Annotated in this window: 23 protein-coding genes; 11 read left to right on the top strand and 12 right to left on the bottom strand. The window is 71.6% G+C overall.

Annotated elements, in window-relative coordinates:
• Positions 1 to 168 precede the first annotated feature (168 nt).
• Together ACH4KB_RS10515 and ACH4KB_RS10510 are read right to left on the bottom strand one after the other, a co-directional pair.
• Complete coding sequence (locus ACH4KB_RS10515; RefSeq protein WP_398065534.1) at positions 169 to 1,689, bottom strand: DEAD/DEAH box helicase; 1,521 nt, start codon at positions 1,687 to 1,689, stop codon at positions 169 to 171.
• Positions 1,690 to 1,913: 224 nt separating this feature from the next.
• Positions 1,914 to 2,117 carry a cold-shock protein gene (locus tag ACH4KB_RS10510; protein ID WP_097868454.1) on the bottom strand — a complete coding sequence of 68 codons (204 nt, stop codon included), beginning with the start codon at positions 2,115 to 2,117 and terminating at the stop codon, positions 1,914 to 1,916.
• A gap of 490 nt (positions 2,118 to 2,607) precedes the next feature.
• Here ACH4KB_RS10510 and ACH4KB_RS10505 point away from each other — a divergent pair, with 490 nt between their 5' ends.
• Together ACH4KB_RS10505 and ACH4KB_RS10500 are read left to right on the top strand one after the other, a co-directional pair.
• A complete protein-coding gene (locus tag ACH4KB_RS10505) occupies positions 2,608 to 3,276 on the top strand; it encodes an RNA polymerase sigma factor (RefSeq protein ID WP_398065639.1) in 669 nt (222 codons plus the stop codon).
• Entirely contained in the window at positions 3,273 to 4,343 is a 1,071-nt protein-coding gene (locus tag ACH4KB_RS10500) for a CU044_5270 family protein (protein ID WP_398065532.1), read from the top strand. Before ACH4KB_RS10505 ends, ACH4KB_RS10500 begins: the two co-directional genes overlap by 4 nt.
• A 127-nt stretch (positions 4,344 to 4,470) precedes the next feature.
• On the opposite strand, the gene ACH4KB_RS10495 is transcribed toward ACH4KB_RS10500, so the two are convergent.
• Positions 4,471 to 4,806: a MerR family transcriptional regulator gene (locus tag ACH4KB_RS10495; RefSeq protein ID WP_097868456.1), complete on the bottom strand. Its 336-nt coding sequence runs from the start codon at positions 4,804 to 4,806 to the stop codon at positions 4,471 to 4,473.
• A 642-nt stretch (positions 4,807 to 5,448) separates the two neighbouring features.
• Complete coding sequence (locus ACH4KB_RS10490) at positions 5,449 to 6,075, bottom strand: CGNR zinc finger domain-containing protein (RefSeq protein WP_398065638.1); 627 nt, start codon at positions 6,073 to 6,075, stop codon at positions 5,449 to 5,451.
• A gap of 136 nt (positions 6,076 to 6,211) precedes the next feature.
• Between ACH4KB_RS10490 and ACH4KB_RS10485 the strand changes: the two genes are divergently transcribed.
• Positions 6,212 to 6,667 (top strand): VOC family protein, encoded by a 456-nt coding sequence (locus ACH4KB_RS10485; protein ID WP_398065530.1) that lies wholly within the window; start codon positions 6,212 to 6,214, stop codon positions 6,665 to 6,667.
• A gap of 42 nt (positions 6,668 to 6,709) precedes the next feature.
• Here ACH4KB_RS10485 and ACH4KB_RS10480 read toward each other — a convergent pair whose 3' ends face one another.
• From ACH4KB_RS10480 to ACH4KB_RS10470, 3 genes are read right to left on the bottom strand one after another with little or no spacing between them, the layout of a single operon-like run.
• On the bottom strand, positions 6,710 to 7,150 hold the full coding sequence (locus tag ACH4KB_RS10480) for a hypothetical protein (protein ID WP_398065528.1): 441 nt from the start codon (positions 7,148 to 7,150) through the stop codon (positions 6,710 to 6,712).
• Between the two features lie 5 nt (positions 7,151 to 7,155).
• Entirely contained in the window at positions 7,156 to 7,572 is a 417-nt protein-coding gene (locus tag ACH4KB_RS10475; RefSeq protein WP_398065526.1) for a hypothetical protein, read from the bottom strand.
• Positions 7,569 to 7,829 carry a hypothetical protein gene (locus ACH4KB_RS10470; protein WP_365542815.1) on the bottom strand — a complete coding sequence of 87 codons (261 nt, stop codon included), beginning with the start codon at positions 7,827 to 7,829 and terminating at the stop codon, positions 7,569 to 7,571. The genes ACH4KB_RS10475 and ACH4KB_RS10470 overlap by 4 nt, the downstream gene beginning before the upstream one ends.
• A gap of 108 nt (positions 7,830 to 7,937) precedes the next feature.
• On the opposite strand from ACH4KB_RS10470, the gene ACH4KB_RS10465 reads away from it, so the two are divergent.
• Together ACH4KB_RS10465 and ACH4KB_RS10460 are read left to right on the top strand one after the other, a co-directional pair.
• A complete protein-coding gene (locus tag ACH4KB_RS10465) occupies positions 7,938 to 8,774 on the top strand; it encodes a Scr1 family TA system antitoxin-like transcriptional regulator (protein WP_398065524.1) in 837 nt (278 codons plus the stop codon).
• Positions 8,771 to 8,980, top strand: coding sequence for a DUF397 domain-containing protein (locus ACH4KB_RS10460; protein ID WP_398065522.1), 210 nt, complete (start codon positions 8,771 to 8,773; stop codon positions 8,978 to 8,980). The genes ACH4KB_RS10465 and ACH4KB_RS10460 overlap by 4 nt, the downstream gene beginning before the upstream one ends.
• 66 nt (positions 8,981 to 9,046) lie before the next feature.
• Here ACH4KB_RS10460 and ACH4KB_RS10455 read toward each other — a convergent pair whose 3' ends face one another.
• Together ACH4KB_RS10455 and ACH4KB_RS10450 are read right to left on the bottom strand one after the other, a co-directional pair.
• Entirely contained in the window at positions 9,047 to 9,976 is a 930-nt protein-coding gene (locus ACH4KB_RS10455; protein ID WP_398065520.1) for a hypothetical protein, read from the bottom strand.
• A 92-nt stretch (positions 9,977 to 10,068) separates the two neighbouring features.
• Entirely contained in the window at positions 10,069 to 11,307 is a 1,239-nt protein-coding gene (locus tag ACH4KB_RS10450) for a S1 family peptidase (RefSeq protein ID WP_398065518.1), read from the bottom strand.
• 437 nt (positions 11,308 to 11,744) lie between these two features.
• On the opposite strand from ACH4KB_RS10450, the gene ACH4KB_RS10445 reads away from it, so the two are divergent.
• From ACH4KB_RS10445 to ACH4KB_RS10420, 6 genes are all read left to right on the top strand, one after another.
• Entirely contained in the window at positions 11,745 to 12,404 is a 660-nt protein-coding gene (locus ACH4KB_RS10445; RefSeq protein WP_398065516.1) for a GntR family transcriptional regulator, read from the top strand.
• A 94-nt stretch (positions 12,405 to 12,498) separates the two neighbouring features.
• Positions 12,499 to 13,506 carry a 1-aminocyclopropane-1-carboxylate deaminase gene (locus ACH4KB_RS10440; protein ID WP_398065514.1) on the top strand — a complete coding sequence of 336 codons (1,008 nt, stop codon included), beginning with the start codon at positions 12,499 to 12,501 and terminating at the stop codon, positions 13,504 to 13,506.
• Positions 13,507 to 13,645: 139 nt separating this feature from the next.
• The gene (locus ACH4KB_RS10435; RefSeq protein ID WP_398065512.1) at positions 13,646 to 14,113 is read left to right on the top strand and encodes a MarR family transcriptional regulator; all 468 of its coding nucleotides are present in this window, start codon (positions 13,646 to 13,648) and stop codon (positions 14,111 to 14,113) included.
• Positions 14,114 to 14,221: 108 nt separating this feature from the next.
• The gene (locus ACH4KB_RS10430; protein WP_398065510.1) at positions 14,222 to 15,112 is read left to right on the top strand and encodes an HAD family hydrolase; all 891 of its coding nucleotides are present in this window, start codon (positions 14,222 to 14,224) and stop codon (positions 15,110 to 15,112) included.
• 124 nt (positions 15,113 to 15,236) lie between these two features.
• A complete protein-coding gene (locus tag ACH4KB_RS10425) occupies positions 15,237 to 15,752 on the top strand; it encodes a lytic polysaccharide monooxygenase auxiliary activity family 9 protein (RefSeq protein WP_398065508.1) in 516 nt (171 codons plus the stop codon).
• Positions 15,753 to 16,019: 267 nt separating this feature from the next.
• Positions 16,020 to 16,793: a calcium-binding protein gene (locus ACH4KB_RS10420; protein ID WP_398065506.1), complete on the top strand. Its 774-nt coding sequence runs from the start codon at positions 16,020 to 16,022 to the stop codon at positions 16,791 to 16,793.
• A gap of 37 nt (positions 16,794 to 16,830) precedes the next feature.
• Here ACH4KB_RS10420 and ACH4KB_RS10415 read toward each other — a convergent pair whose 3' ends face one another.
• The 3 genes from ACH4KB_RS10415 to ACH4KB_RS10405 all read right to left on the bottom strand — a co-directional run bounded on the left by ACH4KB_RS10415 (position 16,831) and on the right by ACH4KB_RS10405 (position 20,786).
• On the bottom strand, positions 16,831 to 17,580 hold the full coding sequence (locus ACH4KB_RS10415) for a DUF1838 family protein (RefSeq protein WP_398065504.1): 750 nt from the start codon (positions 17,578 to 17,580) through the stop codon (positions 16,831 to 16,833).
• 50 nt (positions 17,581 to 17,630) lie between these two features.
• Complete coding sequence (locus ACH4KB_RS10410; protein ID WP_398065502.1) at positions 17,631 to 19,841, bottom strand: SpoIIE family protein phosphatase; 2,211 nt, start codon at positions 19,839 to 19,841, stop codon at positions 17,631 to 17,633.
• A 354-nt stretch (positions 19,842 to 20,195) separates the two neighbouring features.
• Positions 20,196 to 20,786, bottom strand: coding sequence for a TetR/AcrR family transcriptional regulator (locus ACH4KB_RS10405; RefSeq protein ID WP_398065501.1), 591 nt, complete (start codon positions 20,784 to 20,786; stop codon positions 20,196 to 20,198).
• Between the last annotated feature and the right edge of the window lie 250 nt (positions 20,787 to 21,036).

Genomic DNA, 21,036 nt, shown 5'->3' with positions numbered 1-21,036 from the left:
TGCCGGGAGGGGGTCGGCTCGGCGGGGCGAGAGGGCCCGGCGGGCGCGCTGCCGTGCTCGTCGACGACCGGCACGATGACGAGCCGTCGCGACGACCGGCGCGACGACGAGCCGTCGGCCGCGGCCTCGGTCGGCTGTTTCGAGGCCGCGGCGTCTACGGGACCGTGCTCAGGCCGCCGCGTCGAAGGCGGACTGCTGCGCGCCCACGCGCCGTGCGGCCGAGGCAGGGCTGCGTCGGCCGCGGGAGCCGGTGTTGCGGCTGCGTTCACGGCGCGCGGCCACCGGCGCGGTGATCGTCACGGGGATGCCGGAGGGTGTCCGGGCGCCGGTGATCAGGCTGAGCTCCTCTTCCCCGGAGTGGACCGGGGTGGTCCGGGGAACGATGCCCGCGGCTGCCATGAGCCGGGTCATGTCGCGGCGCTGGTTGGGGGTGACCAGGGTGACGACGCTGCCGGACTCACCGGCGCGCGCGGTGCGTCCGCCCCGGTGCAGGTAGTCCTTGTGGTCGGTCGGCGGGTCGACGTTGACGACGAGGTCGAGGTTGTCGACGTGGATGCCGCGTGCCGCGACGTTCGTCGTGACGAGCACGGTGACGTGGCCGGTCTTGAACTGGGCCAGGGTGCGGGTGCGCTGCGGCTGCGACTTCCCGCCGTGCAGGGCGGCGGCCCGTACCCCGTTGTTCAGCAGGTCCTGCGTCAGCCGGTCGACGGCGTGCTTGGTGTCCAGGAACATGATCACCCGGCCTTCGCGCGCCGCGATGCGGATCGTCGACCGGTGCTTGTCGGCGCCCTGGACGTGCAGGACGTGGTGCTCCATCGTGGTGACCGCGCCTGCGGACGGGTCGACGGAGTGGACCACCGGGTCGGTGAGGTAGCGGCGGACCAGAAGATCGACGTTGCGGTCGAGGGTGGCGGAGAACAGCATCCGCTGGCCCTCGGGGCGCACCTGGTCCAGGAGCGCGGTGACCTGGGGCATGAACCCCATGTCGGCCATCTGGTCGGCCTCGTCCAGGACCGTGATCGCGACCTGGTCCAGCCGGCAGTCGCCCCGGTCGATGAGGTCCTTGAGGCGCCCCGGTGTCGCGACGACGACTTCCGCGCCACGCCGCAGTGCGTTGACCTGCCTGCCGATCGGCATTCCGCCGACGACGGTGGTCAGACGCAGCCTGACCGAGCGGGCGTAGGGCGTGAGAGCGTCCGTCACCTGCTGTGCCAGCTCACGCGTCGGCACGAGGACCAGTGCCAGCGGCTGACCGGCCTCGGCGCGCTGTCCGGCCGTGCGGGCCAGCAGGGCCAGGCCGAAGGCGAGGGTCTTGCCCGAGCCGGTGCGCCCGCGGCCGAGGACGTCACGGCCCACGAGGGTGTTGGGCAGGGTCGCGCCCTGGATCGGGAACGGGACGCGCATGCCCTGTGCGGTGAGCGAGGCCAGCAGCCCCTCGGGCATGTCGAGATCGGCGAACGCCTCTACGGCGGGCAGCGCGGGGGTGACGGTCTTCGGCAGGGCGAACTCGCCCTGGGCCGCCGCGGGCCGCCGACCGTGGCCGCCCTGGCGGCTCGGCCCTGCGGAACGGCGCGGCGCCGGTGAGCCGGAGCGGTTACTCCGGTGCGCACCGGCGTCGGAGCCGAAAGTGGGGCTGCCCGTACGGCTGCGGGCACGTGAGGCGCGGTTGTTCGTACGTGCGGGGTTCATTCAGAACCTTCCTTGACACGGTACGCATCAAGGAATTCTCGCAGCAATGGAACAGCGCGGGGAATCGCAAGAAACGGACCGAACGAAATGCGGAATAAGATCCGACCTGCGGCGCAGCGGGCGCACGTGCAGGCGGTGGAATGGGCGACGCCACGCGGGAATGCCCGTAGCTGGGGCCCGCACCCCGAGGGATGCGGGCCCCAGCTACGAAGTACGTGTCAGCTTCAGACGGGAACGATGTTCTCGGCCGTCGGACCCTTCTGGCCCGTCGCGATATCGAAGGTCACCTTCTGGCCTTCGAGCAGCTCACGGAAGCCCTGGGCCGCAATGTTCGAGAAGTGGGCGAACACATCGGCGCCGCCGCCGTCCTGCTCGATGAATCCGAAACCCTTGGCCGCGTTGAACCACTTCACTGTGCCGGACGCCATGTCATATCTCCTTCGGGGGGGGGCAGTACGCCGGGACCCGCAATCCACGGGTACCGGGTCGCCGCGATGATGCCCGACCGGAGAACGACCGGAAATACGAAACGCTTCCTGCGGCTCAAAATTGCCGCCGAAAGCGTCGAAGTTTTTGGGAACCACGACTGCAACTGAGATCGACAGTAGCATGCGAGGACGACTCCGCGTACAGTCAAATGCTCCACTCTATTCGCTGCGCTAAACACACTGTCCGCGCGAAACATTTAATTCTCGTCTCGCGGCCATAGATATGGAGCCTCGCGCGGCCCGTACGATCTTCCGGGCGGACACCACGTCAGCCCCGTCGCCCACCGGCTGCCGCTGCCGCTGCCGCGAGAGGCTGTGGCGCGGGTCACTGGAACGGGCGCGAGGCCGCGGAGAGATACCGGGTGTGAGGGAACTACCAGAATCAGAGACCTCGGAGACCGTCGAGACCTCGGAGACCGCCGAGAACGAGATGCGCCGGCGCCTGCACGCGGGGGACCGCGAAGCCTTCGCCGAGTTGTACGAAAGCCACGCCCAGGCCGTCTACCGTCACGCGCTGCGGCTGACAGGTGACTGGTCGACCGCCGAGGACATCATGGCGGAGACCTTCCTGGCCGCCTGGCAGGGCAGAGAGCAGTTGGAGGAAGGCCGGGGTTCCGCGCTGCCCTGGCTCCTCGGCATCGCCACGCACAAGTGTGAGAACACCCGGCGAGGGCTGCGGCGGCGGCTGGCCTTCCTGGCCCGTCAGCCACCGCCCGCCCCCGTGGCGGACTTCTCGGCGGAGGCGGCGTCCCGGCTGGACGACCGGAGCCGCCTGCGCGCCGTCTCGGCTGCGTTGGGTCAACTGCGGCGCCAGGAGAGGGAGGTGCTCTCCCTGTGCGTGTGGTCCGGACTCGACTACGAGCAGACCGCCGACGCGCTCGGCATCCCGGTGGGCACGGTGCGCTCCCGTCTCTCCCGCGCCCGCAGGAAACTCGCCCGGATCGCGGAACAGGCGGAAGGCGCCGAACAGGCGGAGCGCGCGGAACAGACGGAGCGCGCGGAACGCCCGCGAAGAAACCTGGAACCCGCCGGGGTCCACGGAGAGGTAAGGAATACAGCCGCAATCGCGACCCAGCCTGTGCGGAAGGAAACCCCATGAACCGCGAAGACGCCGCCTCTCCTGAGAACAGGAACGACGGTGAAGCCCGGCACCTGGCCCGGCTGCTTCCCCCTCCGGTGACCGAGGACCTGTCGCCCGAGCGATTCCGTCACCAGAAGGAACTCCTGATGAACCGCATCGACGCCGACTCCCGTCCTGACAGTCCGGCTCAGCCCGCGCGCCGCCCCACCGGCCGGCTCCTGCGCCCCGCCCTCCTCGTCCCCGTGTCGGCGATGGCACTGGCCGGAATCCTCGCGGGCGGTCTCGCCCTCGGCACCGGCGACGACGACCGGACGACTGGGGCGACGGCCACCCAGGGCACGGACGGCCTTCTCCACCGCCTCTCGACCGTCGCCCTCACGAGTGAGGCGCCCGTCGTACGGGACGACCAGTTCCTCTATACCCGTTCCAAGGTCCGGGAGGCAGAGATCGGCAGTGGCAAGGCCGTACTGAGCCCGCTGACCGAGACGGAGGGCTGGGCGCCGCAGGACCCGCGTCCCCTCAAGAAGACCGGGCTGACCCGGGTCAATGGCAAGGACCAGGTCAGCAACGCCCAGCTCGGGGACGACCAGGGCACCCCCGCCGGGCTGTCCCGCCCCACTTACCACTGGCTCGCCTCGCTGCCCACCGACCCGGACGAACTTCTGGCCTACCTCCGTACTCACGTCCAGAAGGACGCCGACCAGGAAACCGACCAGATCGTCTTCGAGCAGATCGGCGTCCTGCTCGGCGGGGTGCTGCCGCCGAAGACGGCCGCGGCCCTCTACCGCGCGGCGGCGAACATCCCGGGCGTCACGGAGGCGCCGGACGCCAAGGACGCCATAGGCCGCATGGGCCTCGGCATCGCCCGCGAGGACACCAAGCACGGCAACCGCACCGAATGGGTCTTCGACAAGGACAGCTACTCCTACCTCGGCTCCCGCACCTACCGGACGAAGGACGCCCCGTACGCGAAGGCCGGGGCCCTCCTCCACAGCACCGCCGAGATCGCGCACGCCATCGTCGACGAGGCCGGACAGGTCCCGGGCAAGGCGCCCGGGTCCACCGGGAAGCGGCAGGCCGGCTGACCGCTGGGCGCGTCCTTCGCGGACCGACCGGTCGGGTGCGGCCCGCCGGTATCGCCCGGGCGGCAGACCGGAACCGGTTCGGCGCCCCCGGCCCCGACACGGATCAGGGCCGGGCGGCGACGCCACCTCAGCCTGCGGTCGTCGGTTTCTCCGATGCGGCGGCGCGGTATTCGGCGTTGATGCGCTGGGCTTCCTCAAGCTGGTCTTCGAGGATGACGATGCGGCAGGCAGCCTCGATGGGGGTCCCCTGGTCGACGAGCTCCCGGGCCCGTGCGGCCATGCGCAGCTGGTACCGGGAGTAGCGACGGTGCCCGCCCTCGGAACGCAGCGGGGTGATCAGGCGGGCCTCTCCGATAGCTCGGAGGAAGCCCTGCGTGGTACCGAGCATCTCGGCGGCCCGGCCCATGGTGTAGGCGGGATAGTCGTCGTCATCGAGACGTCCGAACGATTCGCCTGCTGTCATTTGCACCTCTCTGTTGAACGCGTGGAGGGGCCCGAGTGCCGTACGGCACTCGGGCCCCGAAGGAACTGCTACACCATCTGCCGGCCCTGTTACTCCGCCGGCCCTGTGTTTCCGCCGACCCGGCCTGAGATTCGCCGGGGTTGCGGGGATCGCGGTTGCTTGACCGGAGACCACCTCACTATCGATGTCCTGCGGTACCCGGGCTCACGACTCCGCCCGGGCGATCCTGATGGCGCCTCGCTCCTCCGTTCTTCCCTCTGGGATCAATCACTTGCCTACTGCTGGTGATGCTGTACTGCCGGTATTGCTGCACTGCTGGTATTGCTGTGCTGCTCCCGCGTGAACCGCGGTCCTGCTGACGGCGGCCCCTGATCACTGCGGGCCACCCAGTGCGGTCGCCAGTCCCGTCGCCGTCCTGCAACAACCCTGGCTTCGAAACTCCGCCACCGCACTGTGCCGCGAACGGCACCTTCGTGTACTGCTGCCCGGCAGTTCGTCTCTGCCGGGCCCTTCTGTCTCTCTGGGCTACAAGAGAAACCATAGCCACCACACCCACCAATGTCTACTCCGGCGGGCATAGATTTCCGTGACCCATGCACAGAGATAGTCGGCATCGACCACAGGATGGCGGCAGAGCGCCCTTCACTCCTCGTCGGCGGCGAGCCGGGCACGGTGGGCGCGGACCTTGTGGCGGTTGCCGCAGCGCTCCATCGAGCACCAACGGCGGCGGCCGGGGCGGGAGGTGTCGACGAACAGCAGGCGGCAGCCGTGCGCGCCGCACGTACGGATCCGGTGGGCGAACGCCCCGGTGAACAGCTCGACCGCGTCGCGGGCGACGGAGGACAGCAGCCCGGTCCCGGTGCCCCCGGGAGCCCACTCCCGGCCCCCGCCCGGGGTGAGCCGGGCCGTCAGGGGCGGGTGCGCCGCCGCGCCGTTGAGGGTGGCGAGGTCGTCCGGGTCGGGCGGCCCTCCGCCCACGTGGCCCTCCGCCAGCCGCCACAGCGCATCGCGCAGAACACGCGCGTCCGCCACCTCCCCCGCGCTCACGACGAGCGACGGGCGCGGTCCGGGACCGGGACCGGGTCCGGGTCCGCCGCCCGGACCGAGCCCGTCCGGCAGCCGGCTCTCCTCCGCCCAGCGCACCAGGTCGGCCGGCTCGTGCAGCACCTCGAAGTACGCCAAAGCGCCCGGGCCCCCGGTCGGCAGGAGCTCCAGACAGAGCGCGCCCGGATCGAACCGGAACGAACTGCCGTCCGGATGCCGCAGCAACAGCCCAGAAGGCTCCTGCCGTCCCGACCGCTCGGACCATTGCGGCCCTTCGGATCGCTCGGACCGCTCGGACCGCTGGGGTTCCTCCGGCGCGTCTGTTGCCCTTTCACTCATGTAACCACTATAAACGGTTTCCATGACACAGACACTGTCCTGGAAGCTCGTGATCGACAGCGCCGACCCGCACGCACAGGCCGGATTCTGGGCGGCGGCCCTGGGCTATCTCGTCGAGGACAACAGCCCGCTGGTCGAGCAACTGCTGGCCGCCGGAGCCGTACCGGAGGCCATCACGACCCACGCCCACGGCCGCCGCGCCTGGCTCGACCTCGCGGCGGCCCGGCATCCGGACGACCCGTACGACGAGGTCAGCGGTACGGGACAGGGGCGGCGGCTGCTGTTCCAGCGGGTACCGGAACCGAAGACAGTGAAGAACCGGCTCCACATCGATGTGCACTCCGCGCCGGGGCAGCGGGACACGGAGGAGGAACGGCTGGTGGGGCTGGGTGCGCGGGTGCTGCGCACGTACGACGAGCAGGGCGGGAGCTGGGTCCTCATGGCGGACCCCGAGGACAACGAGTTCTGCCTCAACTGACCTGACCGGCGGCCTTCGGAACGCCGTCGGCCGCAAGCGCCGTCAGGGAGTGTCCGGCCCGCCGCCGCCGTCACGGTCGCGGCGTACGTCCTCCCGGATCCGCTCCGCCATCAGATCGGCGAGCGGATCCTTCACGTCCCAGGAATGCGCGGCCGGGTGCCGGTCGTACAGCACGCAGGCGTCCCCGTCCTTGACGGACAGCCGGTGGATGACTGCCGGGCACGGCAGCAACTCGGTGAAGCGGAACTTTCGGCGACCGTCGCCGTCGGTCCAGAACATCCACAGGTCCCGCCCGGCCCGGGCCGAGGCCGACCAGAGCTGGGCCGCGTGCTCGACCCCTTCGTCGTGCTCGCCGAGTTCACAGAGCAGGAAGTCGTCCAGATCGGGTGCTTCCGACGCCTGCCCCGGCCCGTCCGCCAGGCCCATGAGCGCCACGCGCGCACCCATCTCGGGGAGTTCGGTGAAGGCAGTGCACTGCAACATGGCGCTCATCCTTGCCAGTGAGAAGAGAGAGGGACAGAGGTACGGGCGACGGCGGCCAGGGGGCGCATGACCAGCCCGTACCAGGCAGCGGCGTCCCGGGCGACGAACTCGTACGGCAACCCGTCCGCGAGCCGCCCCAGCGCGTAGTCGTGCTCCCGGAAACTGTCCGCCCAGCACCGGAGTTCGGCCGGCGCGTCACGTCGGCCCCCGGAGGGGACCGGGTACAGCGCACGAGCCGGAACCCAGGAGGCGTACGGGTCCGGATCGAGCGCGTCCGCGAAGCGCCGGGCCTGCCGCATCAGCCACCGCAGGGCCAGCCGCCGCGTCGGGGTGAGGATCCCGCCGAGCCGGACGGACCGCGCCGCGTCACCGCCGTGGCTCTCCGCGACGTACCAACGCACCTGCGCGGGAGTCGCGTTCACAGCACCTCGCCCCGGCTGCGGGCGTTGAGCCGTGCCGTCCTGGCCCGGAGTTGCTCTATGAGGAGCGCGGGCCGGACCCGGTGCGGCTCGGCCTCCCACTCGGCCCCGCCACCCACCGGCCGCAACGACCAGTAGGGGCCGGCGACCCCACGGAACTCACCCACACGGTCACCGCGAGCGGTGTCCACCATGAGCGTGCCGGGGGCCGGGGGGTCGGGCGGCTGCTGCGCGTTCGGGCAAACGTTCTCGCCGTACACCTATCGCTCCTCTCTGTAGCCGTATGACTACCGGGGCGATTCAGCGTGACCTACCGTGAGGTGTCATTCAACCTGCCTATTCGGCAGGGAAGATTGGGGGCGAGGTCCGTGAACGTCAAGGAATTGAACCCGGAAAGCTCCGCTCAGGCGGCCTACGGTGCACGTCTGCGCGACTTACGGCAGAAGCGGGGCTGGACGCAGGAAGAGCTGGGGAACCACAACGGCTACTCCAGCACGCACATCTCGTCGGTGGAAACTGGTCGTAAACTCGCGACCTTGCGCTTTTCGCGCAGTACGGACCGGGTGCTGGGGCTCACCGGGACCGAGGCGTCGTTCGAGCGCGAGCTGGGCCAGATCAAGCACGGCAGCCTGCTGGAGGGCTTCCCGGAGTTCCTCGCCTACGAGCGCCGGGCGGCGGAGATCCGGCTGTACGAGGTCGGCGTCATGCCGGGGCTGCTCCAGACGCCGGAGTACGCCAGGGTCCTGGCGGACAGCGCCGTCAGGCGACGGGCGATCACCGCCGACCAGGCGGAAGAGCGCGTCGCGCTGGTCGCGGAGCGCCAGGCGGCCCTCGTCCGGGAGAAGCCTCCGCTGGTCTTCGCGATGCTGGACGAGAGCTGCATCCGCAGGCCGGTCGGCGGACCGGAGGTCATGAAGGCGCAGATGGACCGGCTGATCGAGTTCGCCGAGCAGCCCAACACGGTGATCCAGGTGGCGACGTTCGACATGGGCGAGCTCCGCCCGTTCAATCTGCCGGTCACCATCCTGACCATGCCCGACCGCTCGCTGATGTCGTACGCGGAGTCCGCGCAGCAGGGCTATCTGGAGCGTGAAAGCGGCTCGGTGGTTTCGCATCTGACGGCCTACCATCAGATGCAGGCGGTAGCGCCCTCCCAGGCGGCGTCCGTAGACATGTTCAGGCAGTTGCGAAAGGGCATCCAGTGACAACCGAGACCCCCCGTTGGTTCACGTCCTCGTACAGCGACAACGGCGGCCAGTGCGTCGAGGTCGCCACCAACCTCGCCACCCCGCACGGCATCGTCCCCGTCCGCGACTCCAAGAACGTGAGCGGCCCGGCCCTCGCCGTCCCCGCCTCCGCGTTCAGCGCCTTCGTCGCGGGCGTCCGGGCCGGGGGCTTCGGCACCGGCTGAGCCATCGGAGCCGTACAGCGAGGCCCCACCGCGCACGCACACACACGCGGTGGGGCCTCGCGTCGTTCAGTCCGGCCAGGTCCACTCGATCCCGTACACGCCCGGTACGCACCGCGTCGGCATGAGGTGGGTCGTGTGGAAGTCGTCCAGGGCCGTGCGGTGGCGGTGGCTGGGGTCGGCGCCGATCCGCTCGCGGCGGTATCCCCAGCAGTGGGTGGGCACCGCCCGGGGGTGGAAGCGCACGTGCAGCAGGTACGCGCGCAGGGGGACCGTCACGCGGCGCTCGTGCTGCCAGGAGGTCTCTCCCTCCGCGCGCAGCGTGTAGGCGACGACCGCCGTCTCCGTACGGGCCAGTCTGCGGCCTAGCGGGATCTCGGCCGCCACACAGCCCAGCTCCTCCAGGAACCGGATGCGCGGTGCGGGGCGGCCGGGGACGGTGAGGACAGCCGTTCCGGCCTTCGGTGAGTCCAGGAAGTGGACGATGCTGAGGTGGTCCACGCCGTCGTGGACGGCCTGCACCACCGTGGTGATCGAGGTCTCGCGGACGGCGCGGTGCTCGTCCAGGCAGACCGTCTCCTGGACGGTGAGCGCGCGCAGACCGGCGTTGAAGTGGGCGAAGGCGTCGCCGAGGGCCTGCTCGACGTCGGAGTCCTCGCCGAACACCCCCCGGGCGGCGGCCGGGTCGGGCGGTCGGGCCCCGCCCCGGGGGCGGTGCGGGCCTAGCAGCGAACGCAGGGCCCCGGCGGGGAGATCGAGCAGCGGTTCCAAGGCGTCGACGGCCCGCAGCGACTGGGCCTTCTCGGGCTGGCTGCGGCCACGCTGCCAGTGGCTGAGCGTGGCGAGGCTGACGGATATCTGCTGGGCGCGCAGGTGGTCGCGGATGCGTTCCAGCGGGAGTCCGCGTCGGCGGAGGGCCTCGCGGAACACGGCCGCGAAGGTCGCGTCGGCCCCGGGGAGGTCTTCGAGGCCGTCGGTGGCGGGGAGGGGATGCGGCATGGCGTCTCTCAACGGTCTGCGGGCACCGGCGGCGCGGGGGGCCGCCCACCTTAGCCCGGTGGACGGCCCCTGGTCAGCCCTTCTGCCGCAGGTCAGTTGGTGTTGAGGGTCAGCCCGTAGTAGCGCAGGGTGTCGTCGAGCGGCTGGAAGTAGGAGGAGCCGCGGGAGTTGACTCCGCCGGTGCACTGCTGGTACTTCGGACCGCCGGAGGTCATGCCCTGGGCCTGGTTGCCGGAGATGTACGCGCCGCCGCTGTCTCCGCCCTCCGTGCAGACGCTGGAGGTGGCGAGGCCGGTGACGACCGTGTCGGGACCACCGTTCTGGTCGACGTAGGTGACCGAGACGTTGTACGAGCCGACCGCGCCGCAGGTCCAGCCGGTGGTGGCGCCGGACTTGCAGATCGATGCGCCGGAGTAGGCCCGGTTGCTGCCGCGTACGGCGATGGGGTTGGTGTTGCCCCAGGTGCCGACGCTGGTGGTGATGGAGTGGCCGGAGTTGACGGAGGCGATGCCCATGTCGACGCTGCGGGTGCCGAGGGCGTAGCGGGTCTTGACCCCCTTGGCGAAGGCGGTGCCGTCGTAGCGCAGGGTCGGGAGGTTGGCGACGCAGTGGCCGGCGGTGACCAGGTACTGGTTGCCGGACCGGTCGCGGGCGCCGTAGCCGACGGAACACCAGCCGGTGGTGTTGTTGATCGTCATCTTGCTGCCGGGGTATATCGCGGCCTGGGGCGCGAGCTTCTCCTCGCCGCGCACGATCTTGACGGCGGATCCGTGCTTGGCCGCTGCGGCGAGGAACGCCTTGGCGGGGGCCGAGCGGTCGCTGTTCACCTTGACGACGACCTGGTCGGCGGCGAGGTCCACGGACCAGGCCACCACTCCGGCGGGGGCCTTCTTCGCGGCGGAGGCGTCGAGCTGGGCCTTGATCCGGTCGAGGGTGCTCTCGCCGCGGGCGGGCAGCCGGGCGTCGAGTCCGGCCTTCTCGAACCGGGCGACATCGGCGCGGTCCTCAACGTTGACGGTCAGGTCGCCGGAGGCGTCGAAGAACGCGCCGTCGTCGGCCAGTCCGCCCTTGCGCAGCTCGGCGAGCCGCTTCTGCTGGGCGTCCTGCCGGTCCAGCCGGTCGGTCGCCGCCTTCTCGTCGACGCCGAGCGACGCGGCGAGGGCCCGTACCATCTCGGGCTGGTAGCGCGGGGTGGACGAGTTCCCGGCGGGGGCGGCGTCCTGGGCCTGAGCGGTGGCCTGGGTTCCCATGACCACGGAAGCCGAGAGCGCGGCCGCCACGAAGGCGAATCTGTACTTGCGGGCATTGCGGAAATTGCGGGAATTGCGCACGCTGATTCCTTCCGGATGGCAGGCAAAAACTCGCGAGGGGGGTTGATTCGGCGATACGTCAGCGCGTGTCGCCGGGAGTGAGTTTCCGCCCGGCGGCGGGAGCGATGCCCGCCGCGAGATGAACTGTGGCCCAACGGCCGGGCGCCATCAAGGTCCTTGGCGTGGCGAGGTTTTAACAGAACGTCGGCGAGATTGTTAAAGTCGCTGTTCGCATTTCATCTCTGGGCGACACTCATATCGGCGGGTCGGCACCGCAGCGACTGAGGCTTCCGGCTCTGTCAACAGCCCGCCTTTCGCGCACTATCGGGCGCTCTGCCTGGCGCGCTATCGGGCGCGCTATCGGGCGCGCTACGACCAGGCGGCGGCTCAGTCGGCCGTGGCGGCGGGCGTCCTGCGGACGGCCCTCGGGCCCTGGGCCTTGACAGCCCCACTATTGCATGCCAGTTCCGCAGAACCGAGGTCTCGTCTCCCGGTCGCTCCTGCGCGAGAGCGCCTACCGGGCCATCCGTGACGCCATCGTCGACGGCACGCTCGCCCCCGGTGAACGCCTCAACGACGGTGACCTGGTCGCCTGGCTCGGGGTCAGCCGTACGCCGGTGCGCGAGGCGCTGGCGCGGCTGGAGCAGGCGGGGCTGGTGCAGACGAAGCCCGGCCGGTACACCATCGTGAGCCCGCTCGACGTCCGCGCCGTGCGGGCCGCGCAGTCGGTCACCTCCGCCATGCACGAACTCGCCGTACGGGAGGCGGTTCCGCGGCTGGACGCGGTCGAGCTCGACGCCATGCGGGAGGCGAACGCCCGCTTCGCCGACGCCTTGCGGCGCAACGACGCCGAGGCGGCGCTGGAGGCCGACGACGCCTTCCACCGCGTTGCCGTGACCGCCTGCGCCAACGCCGCCGTCACCACCGTCCTCGATCAGTTCACGCCCGTCCTGCGACGCCTGGAGCGGCTGCGCTTCTCCTCGTTGAGCGGACGCGGGTCGGTCGCCCAGCACGACCGGATCATCGCGCTGTGCGCGGCCGGGGACGTGGAGGGGGCGGTGGCCGCCACCCGGGCGAACTGGCAGACGCTGCTGCCGTTGCTGGACGCGTCCCCCTGACGTAGCTGGACGCGTCCCCCTGAACGCCCTCCACCGCACGACGCGCCGCAGTGCCACCGTGCCGGACCCGTCCCCACCCACCGAGGAGCCCGCGATGTCCCTTGACGACTTCGAGCGTTACCCCTTGCTGTTCGGCCCCAGCCCGGTGCACCCCCTGGACCGGCTCAGCGACCATCTCGGCGGAGCGCGCGTCTGGGCCAAGCGCGAGGACTGCAACGCCGGTCTCGCCTACGGCGGCAACAAGACGCGCAAGCTGGAATACCTGCTCCCCGACGCCCTCCGGCAGGGCGCGGACACCCTCGTCAGCATCGGCGGCGTGCAGTCCAACCACACGCGGCAGGTGGCGGCCGTCGCCGCCCGCGCCGGCCTCAAGGCGGTCCTGATCCAGGAGAGCTGGGTGGACTGGCCCGACGCGGTCAACGACAAGGTCGGCAACATCCTGCTGTCCCGCATCATGGGCGCCGACGTGCGGCTGGTGCAGGCGGGCTTCGGGATCGGCGTCAAGGACAGCTGGCGCCAGGCGCTGGAGGACGTACGGGCTGCGGGCGGCACTCCGTACGCCATTCCGGCGGGCGGCTCGGACCATCCGCTCGGCGGCCTCGGCTTCGCGAACTGGGCGCGCGAAGTGCAGCGACAGGAGGAGGAGTTGGGCGTCTTCTTCGACACCGTCGTGGTGTGCAGCGTGACCGGCAGCACCCAGGCCGGCATGATCGCCGGGTTCGCGGGCCAGGACCGGCCACGGCGGATCCTGGGCATCGACGCGTCGGCGAAGCTCACCGAGACCCGCGCCCAGGTGGCGAGGATCGCCCGTGCCACCGCCGAACTCATCGACCTGGGGCGAGAGTTGAAGGACGACGAGATCACCGTGCTGGAGGGCTGGGCCGGAGACCTCTACGGCGTGCCCGTGGCGTCCACGGTGGACGCCATCAAACTCACCGGCCGGCTCGAAGGCATGATCATCGACCCTGTCTACGAGGGCAAGTCCATGGCCGGGCTGATCGACCTGGTGCGCGGCGGCGAGATCCCCAAGGGGTCCAACGTCCTGTACGCGCACCTCGGCGGCCAGCCCGCGCTCAACGCCTACAGCGGCATCTTCCGCTGACCTCCTGGCCCGAGCCCCGCCGGTGCCGGGCCCCCGCCAGGCCTACCCCTTGCCCTCAACCGCGCTTGAGGTTCTACGGTCGCCACAAGGCCCGTACGACCGTACGGGCCCGGGCCGCACCACCGAGGGAGCACGTTTCATGCGGGATCAACAGCTCAGCGACGCCGAACTCGCCGGACAGCCCGCCGCCTACTGGACCGGCGTCGCCTACGAGGCGCTGATCGCGTACACCCGTGAGCGGCAGGCCGAGAAGGGTTACACCCAGCCGCAGTTCTGGCTTCTGCGCAATCTGTCGGCCGACGACATCTCGCCCGACGGCGAAGGGATGACCGTCCCCGAGCTCCAGCGGGCCATGGCCTCGTACATCCGGCCCGAGGACGACCTGGCGGTCGCGGCCGAGGAGCTCGTACAGCGCGGATGGCTGACGCGGGACGCGGGTGGCCGGTTGTGGATCACGCAGGACGGGGAACGGGCGCGCCTCGACCTCAAGCGCAATGCTCCCGCGATCCGCGCCGCCCTCCACGAGGGCATCTCCGACGCGGACTACGTCACCACGGTGAAGGTGCTGCGGCAGTTGGTCCGCAACGCCGGCGGGACGGCCGCCTGACAACGGTCCGGCGCACCCGGTCCGTCACGACGGATCCCGGCGGGACCCCCGTACCCGATCCACCCCTGGCGCGCAAGCGGCCGTTCGGGCCCTTCTAGGCTGGGGCCCATGCCCACGCCATCCGCATACGCCCCCGGCATCACCCCCGCATACGCCCTCGTCGCCACGGACCTGGACGGCACCCTGCTGCGTCCGGACGACACCGTGAGCGCCCGGTCCCGGGCCGCGCTCGCCCTCGCCGCCTCCGCCGGCGCCCGGCACCTGGTCGTCACCGGGCGGCCCGTGCCCGGGATTCGGGCGCTGCTCGCGGACCTGGCGTACACCGGGCTCGTCGTCTGCGGGCAGGGCACCCAGCTCTACGAGGCCGGGGCGGGCGGCGGGCGGCTGTTGCGGTCCGCCGCCCTGGACCGGGAGGCCGCCGACACCGCCCTCGGGAAGATCGAGGCGGAGGTGGGGGCCGTGTTCGCCGCCGTGGACCAGGACGGCGTGGACGGGGTGACCCTGATCGAGGCCGGGTACCGGATGCCGAACCCGACGCTTCCCGCCCAACGCGTCGGCTCCCGGGCCGCGTTGTGGGAGCGGCCCGTGATCAAGGTGCTGGTGCGCCATCCCGATCTGGGCGACGACGCGCTGGCCGCCGCCGCGCGCGGGGCCGTGGGTGATCTGGCGACGGTGACCATGGCGGGCCCCGGCACGGTGGAGCTGGCCCCGCGCGGGGTGGACAAGGGCACGGGCCTCGCGGTGGCCGCCGAGCTGCTGGGGGTCGGGGCGGAGCGGATCGTCGCGTTCGGGGACATGCCCAACGACCTGCCGATGTTCGCCGGTTCGGGCCACCGGGTCGCCATGGGCAACGCGCATCCGGAGCTGCGCGCGGCGGCCGACGAGGTGACCCTGTCGAACGCGGAGGACGGGGTCGCGGTGGTCCTGGAGCGCCTGTTCGGCACGGCCGAAGGCCGGCACCCGGGCAGAGAGGTCACCCCGGACACTAGCCTGGTCTAGACCAAGCGCGGTACGCTTCCGTCGCTACCCGTGACAGCCCCACCGTCACAACGTGGCTGCTTGACATGCGCATGCCCGATCCGCTGTCGCGCGGGCGGGCACGGACCCCCACAGAGGAGTTGTCATGAAAAGCAAGAGGCTCTTAGCCGTCGCCATCGGCGCGGGAATCGCCCCGCTCCTGGCCGTCACCCTGCCGGCGAGCAGCGCGAGCGCGCACGGCTACATCTCATCACCCCCCAGCCGGCAGGCACAGTGCGCCGCCGGCACGGTCTCCTGCGGTTCCATCAAATACGAGCCGCAGAGCGTCGAGGGCCCCAAGGGGCTGACGAGCTGTAGCGGAGGGAACGCCCGCTTCGCCGAGCTCAACGACGACGGCAGGGGCTGGAAGGTCACCCCGGTCGGCCGGACGACCAGCTTCAACTGGCGGCTGACGGTGGGTCACGCCACCAGCACCTGGCAGTACTACGCGGGCGGCCGGAAGATCGCCGAGTTCAACGACGGTGGCGCCCGGCCCGGTGCGACCGTCACCCACCAGGTCAACTTCGGTGGTCTGTCCGGCAAGCAGAAGGTGCTGGCCGTGTGGAACATCGCCGACACCGCCAACGCGTTCTACGCCTGCGTGGACGTGAACGTGAGCTGACGCGATACCGCGTGAACCGGCCCGCGTGAGCTGACGCGATACCGCGTGAACCGGCCCGCGTGAGCTGACGCGGCACCGCGTGAACACGAGCTGACGCGGTACCGCACCCGCCCGGCCCCCGCCGGGACGAACAGAGCCTGTCCGGGGCGCCGGAGCGCGCCGGTCGTGGTCGCGAGGAAGCCGCTCTCGCGACCACGGTCGCCGGCACCCCGGGCAGGCCCCCGCCGACCGGCCGGCCCACCGGCCGCCCCATCGAGATGAGGCCCCATGAACCGACACCGACTCACCGCCCGCGCGGCCGTCGTGGCCCTGCTCGCCACCGGCCTCGCCGCTTCCCCGGCGCTCGCCGCCCCCACCGGCACAGGGTCGAAGGCCCGCGTGGGCGCCGACTGGGCGAAGCAGTCGATCACCTTCACCGCGGGTGCGGGACAGGTGAACGACCTCCACGTGGTTCCCATGGACCGGGGCGACGGAGTCCGGCGGATCGGCTTCCGCGACGCGGTCCCGCTCGTACCCGGCGACCACTGCACCTACCTCGCCCCCGGGGACGAGACCTACGTCGTCTGCGAACTGCCCACCGACAGCTCCCGGCCGGACCGGATCGACGTCTTCCTCGGCGACGGCGACGACGAGATCGCCACCAGCGACCCCGGGGTCGCCACCGTCAGCGGCGGCACCGGCGACGACATGCTGCACGCCCACACCGCGCACACGGTGCGGGGCGACGCGGGGAACGACATGGTGATGGGCCGCGTGGTGCTGGACGGCGGGGACGGCATGGACCACCTGATGGCCGTCGACGGCGACCAGCGGCTGTGCGGCGGCCGGGGTGACGACATGATCGAGGCGTACGACGGCGACGACCTCGTGTACGCGGGCCCGGGCGACGACCACGTCATGGGCGGGGAGGGCGACGACATCCTGTTCGGCGGCTCCGGGGACGACATGGTGCACGGCGAGGACGGTGACGACCTGATCGTCGGCGGCTCGGGCAAGGACAGCGTCGACGGCGGTCCCGGCCGGGACATCATTCTCCGGTAGACGAGGCCGGGGCTGAGCGGCAGGGGGCCCGTGGCCCTCAGCCCTGGGGCGGGTTGAGCTTGCGGTAGTAGGTCCAGCTGGTCTCGTTCGGCTCGCTCCACTCCTCCGGGGCGTGGGCGAACTCCGGATGGTGGGCGGCGATGTACGCGCGGGTGCGCCCGGGGACCTCGGCGTACGCGCCGAGCTTGCGGCCCCGGCAGTGGAAGGTGAGGCCGCCGGGCCGCTGCCCCCGGGCCATCCACGGGAGCCACGGGGACATCCGGCTCCACGACATGGTGGCCGGGACACCGGGGGCCGGGCCCGCCAGGTCGGCGCGGTCGGCGAAGAACTGGAAGAGCTCCAGGGCCTGGTACGTGTCCCCCGCCGAGTGCACCGGGTACTCGGCCACCGGCAGCGGCGACGGGTAGGCGAGCGGGATCTCCAGGCTGAAGCAGACCTGGTCCCCGAGGTCGGTCGTCGGGATCGGGAAGGGACGCCACCTCTGGTTCGCCGGGTCGTTCCAGACGTGCACCACCGGCAGGTCCTGCCAGGTCTCCAGGATCTCGCGGGTGACGGGATCCAGATAGAACGCGGCCTCGCGGGTGAGCAGTCGGTACGCGTCCGGCCCGGCCTCCGCGTCCTGGACCAGCCGGGAGACGTTGAGGCCCTCGAAACCGAAGATCCGCCGGTAGGGCTCGTCGGGGGCCCAGGAGTACACGTCTCCGGACCACCAGTACGTGACCTCCTCGCCGTCGAGGGAGGCACGGGTACGGGCGAAGGAGCGCAACAGCTCCGCGGGGTTCGTCATACGGACCACTCTGCGCGATCGGCGCGACCACCGTGCGCCTCCGGGCGAAATCAGCTCGGCGGGACCGAGGAGGAAGGCGGGGACGGAACCGAGGGCGAAGGCGGGGGCGAGGGCGGTCCGGAACCGGAACCGGAGTCGGAGTCGTCGCCCGGGAGATCCTGCTCGGTCCACAGCACCTTGCCGTCCGGCCCGTGGCGGGCTCCCCAGTGGGAGGCGAGCCGGGAGACGATGAACAGGCCCCGGCCGCCCTCGTCGACGGTCCCGGCGTGCCGCAGGTGCGGGGAGGCCGTGGAGCCGTCGTGGACCTCGCAGGTCAGCGTGGAGTCCAGCAGGAGCCGCAGCCGCAGCGGCGGGGTGCCGTAGCGGACGGCGTTGGTGACCAGTTCGCTGACGATCAGCTCAGTCGCCTCGACGGTGTCCTCGTCCAGCCCCCAGCCCTGGAGCCGGCCGTGTACGAGCCCCCGGGCGGTGGCGGGCGTCGTGGGGTCCTGGGCCAGGTCCCAGGTGGCGACCAAATGGTCGGAGACCGTACCCGTACGGGCCAGGAGCAGAGCCGCACCGGCGGAGCAGGTGTCGTCCGGCAGCGCGTACACGATGTCGTCGCCCAGCTGCTGGAGGCTTCGGCCCGGCCGGGCGAGGGCCTCCTCGATGCGCTCGGCGGCCTGGTCGCCGGAGAGCAGGTCGGCGGTGCAGAACGCGAGGAAGCTGCCCACCTCCAGGGTGACGGTGGCTGGGGCGAAGAGAGCACTGTCGGTGGAGAAGAGCCCGGGCCCCTCCGGCACGTCGAGGGCGACCGCCCGTCCGTCGGGGCCGACGACCAACGGCGCGGGGTGCCCGGCGCGCGCGACGGTGCAGGTCCGGGTGAACGGGTCGTAGACCCCGTACACGCAGCCCGCGCTCAGGGGTTCGCCCCGCAGGGCGTCGGCCGGGGGCAGGGTGGCGCGTTCGTGGGCGAGGCGGTCGGCGGTGTCCCTGAGCCGGGCGAGGACCTCCTCCGGCTCCAGGTCGAGACCCGCCAGCGCCTGGATGACCGTACGCAACTGGCCCATGGCGATGGCCGACTGGAGGCCCTCGCCCGCGACGCCGCCCACGACGAGCGCGGTGCGGGCGCCGGACAGGGCGATGGTGTCGAACCAGCAGCCGCTGTCCCGGCCGGGCAGCAGGACGTGCGCGGTGTCGACGGCGGCCTGCTGCCGTTCGGCCTGCGGTAGCAGCCGCCGCTGGACGGTCGAGGCGATGACGTGCTCGCGCTCGTAGCGGCGGGCGTTGTCGATGCCGAGGGCCGCCCGGGTGGCCGCCGCGACGGCGAGGGAGACGTCGTCGTCGTCGAAGGGCTCGGCCGCTCCGCAGCGGTAGAGGCTGACCAGCCCGAGGACCGCGCCCCGCAGGGTCAGGGGCACCACGATCAGGGAGTGCGCGTCGGTCTCCGCGACGGTGCGCGCGCCGTCCAGGTCGGTGTCCGGCCACGAGGTGCCGGGCCCGAGCGGGACGAGCCGGGCCCGCAGGTCGGTGGTGGCGAGCGCGTACGGCGTACGAGCGGGGAGGCGGCGGGTCACCCCGGCCGAGAGCCCCCGGCCCCCGCCCTCCCCGTCGCCCTCCGCCATGTCCCGGACGGCGTCGCACCGGCCGCTCGCGGCGCGGCGCAGCGGGGTGCCGGGCGGCAGCGGGCCCACCGGCGGGTCGGCGCCGCGCAGGACGTCGTCCACCACCTCGACGACGGCGAGGTCGGCGAATCCGGACACCAGGGCGTCGGCGAAGGCGCGGCAGATGGCGGCGACGTCGAGGGAGCCGCCGACGGCGTCCCGCACGGCAGTGAGCGCGGCCCGCCGGGCGCGGGCCCGCTGGCGCTCGGTGACGTCGACGACCGCGGCCAGCACGCCGAGGGCAGGTGCGTCGGGGCCGCCGGGGCCGTCGAGGCGGTAGGCGGAGACCAGGAACTGCCGGTCGCCGGGGACCTGGCGCAGCCGGCCGCGCACGAGGCGGTCGCGCACCGGACCTTCGCCGACGAGCACCCGCTTCATGAGCTGCTCGGCGCCGTCCGGGTCGTCGAGCCGGAAGGCCTCGGTGAACCGGCTGCCGATGTGCTCCCCGGTCTCCACACCGTCGACGAGTGAGTTGGCCCGTACGAGACGGAGCTGCGGGTCGAGCACGACCAGACCGACGGCGGACTGGGTGAACAGCGTCGCCAGCAGTGCCTCGTCCAGCTGGTCCGGAACGACCCGGGGCGTTCCGCGCCCGGCCGGGGTATCGACGTCCGCCACGGCTCCACCCGCCCTCCGGCTCCGGCGCACCGGTGCACCGGAACCAGCACGCGCCGGACCAGCATCCCCCGCCGCACCGGGCCCGGCCACCGGTGGAGGGCAGAGGTGTGAACGACGGGGCGGCGGGGGGCCCGGTCGCGCCGACCGGCTTCGGTTCAGGCGGGCTCCCCGAGGCACGTCAGGGCTTGGCGGAAGTCGTAGTGTTCCGCGCCCGCACGATGTCGTCGTGATCGACTTTCCGCGAGTGATTCACCGCGGGCACTGTGGGTTCCCGACAGCTGCACGACAGCTGCCCGACAAGGCTGCCCAGCTTTGCCGTTACTCCTACGAAAACCCCCTCCGAACCCTCCGACCTCAGTACCCCGGCGCGCGCAGCGAGCGCAGGACGTGGTCCACCAGGGTGGCGATCGTCTCCTCGTCCTGGACGGGCTTGCGCAGCACGTGGCGGTAGTAGAGCGGGCCGTACAGCATCTCCACGGCGAGCGGGAGATCCGCACCGGGCGGGATCTGGCCCTGGTCCTGGGCGCTGCGCAGCCGGCCGATCGCTTCCTCGACGCGCGGGTCCACCAGCTCCTCCCGCAGCTGCTGGGCCAGCAGGTCGTCGTGGTGCAGTTCGGAGAGGATGCCCGCGTAGGCGGGGCCGAACGGCGGGACCGAGAGCAGTCTCACCGCGCCGGCGACGTGGGCGCGCAGGTCGGCGCCGATGTCGCCGGTGTCCACGAACGGCGTGGCGTCGATCAAGGCGTCCGTGAACGCCTCCAGCAGCACCGCTCCTTTTGACGGCCACCAGCGGTAGATCGTCTTCTTGCTGACCCCGGCACCGGCCGCGATGGCCTCTATCGTGACGTGCCCGTACCCCCGCTCCGTACAGAGTTCGAGAGCGGACCGCAGGATCGCGCGGCGTGACCGTTCGCTACGGCGCACACTGCTCGGCGATGTGATCATTCGGTGAGCATAGGGGGGTTCCAGCCAATCTCTTGTTGACATCTCGTCGCCAAAGACCGAACAATACCCAGGCGGAAACGGAACGTACCGTGTCGTGTCGTTCCCGGTGTCCGCAGCGTTCGTGCCGTTCGTGCCGCGACGAGCCGATCGGGGGACGGCTCGCCGGGCCGACGGCGCGGACGGCCTCCCGCCGATACGATCCAGCCAGGAGACACGCTCTCCCCGATCGCCTCTCAGGCCGCTCAGGTAT

Source organism: Streptomyces sp. NPDC017520 (assembly GCF_044329855.1).
GTDB lineage: Bacteria > Actinomycetota > Actinomycetes > Streptomycetales > Streptomycetaceae > Streptomyces.
The sequence above is the reverse complement of the archived record's forward strand: the minus strand, read 5'-3'. Positions and strand labels throughout refer to the sequence as shown.

What these genes read in the sequence shown, in the direction of transcription:
- ACH4KB_RS10515 (WP_398065534.1), bottom strand. Translation starts at nt 1,689, where the DNA reads ATGAACCCCGCACGTACGAACAACCGCGCCTCACGTGCCCGCAGCCGT.
- ACH4KB_RS10510 (WP_097868454.1), bottom strand. Translation starts at nt 2,117, where the DNA reads ATGGCGTCCGGCACAGTGAAGTGGTTCAACGCGGCCAAGGGTTTCGGA.
- ACH4KB_RS10505 (WP_398065639.1), top strand. Translation starts at nt 2,608, where the DNA reads ATGCGCCGGCGCCTGCACGCGGGGGACCGCGAAGCCTTCGCCGAGTTG.
- ACH4KB_RS10500 (WP_398065532.1), top strand. Translation starts at nt 3,273, where the DNA reads ATGAACCGCGAAGACGCCGCCTCTCCTGAGAACAGGAACGACGGTGAA.
- ACH4KB_RS10495 (WP_097868456.1), bottom strand. Translation starts at nt 4,806, where the DNA reads ATGACAGCAGGCGAATCGTTCGGACGTCTCGATGACGACGACTATCCC.
- ACH4KB_RS10485 (WP_398065530.1), top strand. Translation starts at nt 6,212, where the DNA reads ATGACACAGACACTGTCCTGGAAGCTCGTGATCGACAGCGCCGACCCG.
- ACH4KB_RS10480 (WP_398065528.1), bottom strand. Translation starts at nt 7,150, where the DNA reads ATGTTGCAGTGCACTGCCTTCACCGAACTCCCCGAGATGGGTGCGCGC.
- ACH4KB_RS10455 (WP_398065520.1), bottom strand. Translation starts at nt 9,976, where the DNA reads ATGCCGCATCCCCTCCCCGCCACCGACGGCCTCGAAGACCTCCCCGGG.
- ACH4KB_RS10445 (WP_398065516.1), top strand. Translation starts at nt 11,745, where the DNA reads ATGCCAGTTCCGCAGAACCGAGGTCTCGTCTCCCGGTCGCTCCTGCGC.
- ACH4KB_RS10440 (WP_398065514.1), top strand. Translation starts at nt 12,499, where the DNA reads ATGTCCCTTGACGACTTCGAGCGTTACCCCTTGCTGTTCGGCCCCAGC.
- ACH4KB_RS10435 (WP_398065512.1), top strand. Translation starts at nt 13,646, where the DNA reads ATGCGGGATCAACAGCTCAGCGACGCCGAACTCGCCGGACAGCCCGCC.
- ACH4KB_RS10430 (WP_398065510.1), top strand. Translation starts at nt 14,222, where the DNA reads ATGCCCACGCCATCCGCATACGCCCCCGGCATCACCCCCGCATACGCC.
- ACH4KB_RS10425 (WP_398065508.1), top strand. Translation starts at nt 15,237, where the DNA reads ATGAAAAGCAAGAGGCTCTTAGCCGTCGCCATCGGCGCGGGAATCGCC.
- ACH4KB_RS10420 (WP_398065506.1), top strand. Translation starts at nt 16,020, where the DNA reads ATGAACCGACACCGACTCACCGCCCGCGCGGCCGTCGTGGCCCTGCTC.
- ACH4KB_RS10415 (WP_398065504.1), bottom strand. Translation starts at nt 17,580, where the DNA reads ATGACGAACCCCGCGGAGCTGTTGCGCTCCTTCGCCCGTACCCGTGCC.
- ACH4KB_RS10405 (WP_398065501.1), bottom strand. Translation starts at nt 20,786, where the DNA reads ATGATCACATCGCCGAGCAGTGTGCGCCGTAGCGAACGGTCACGCCGC.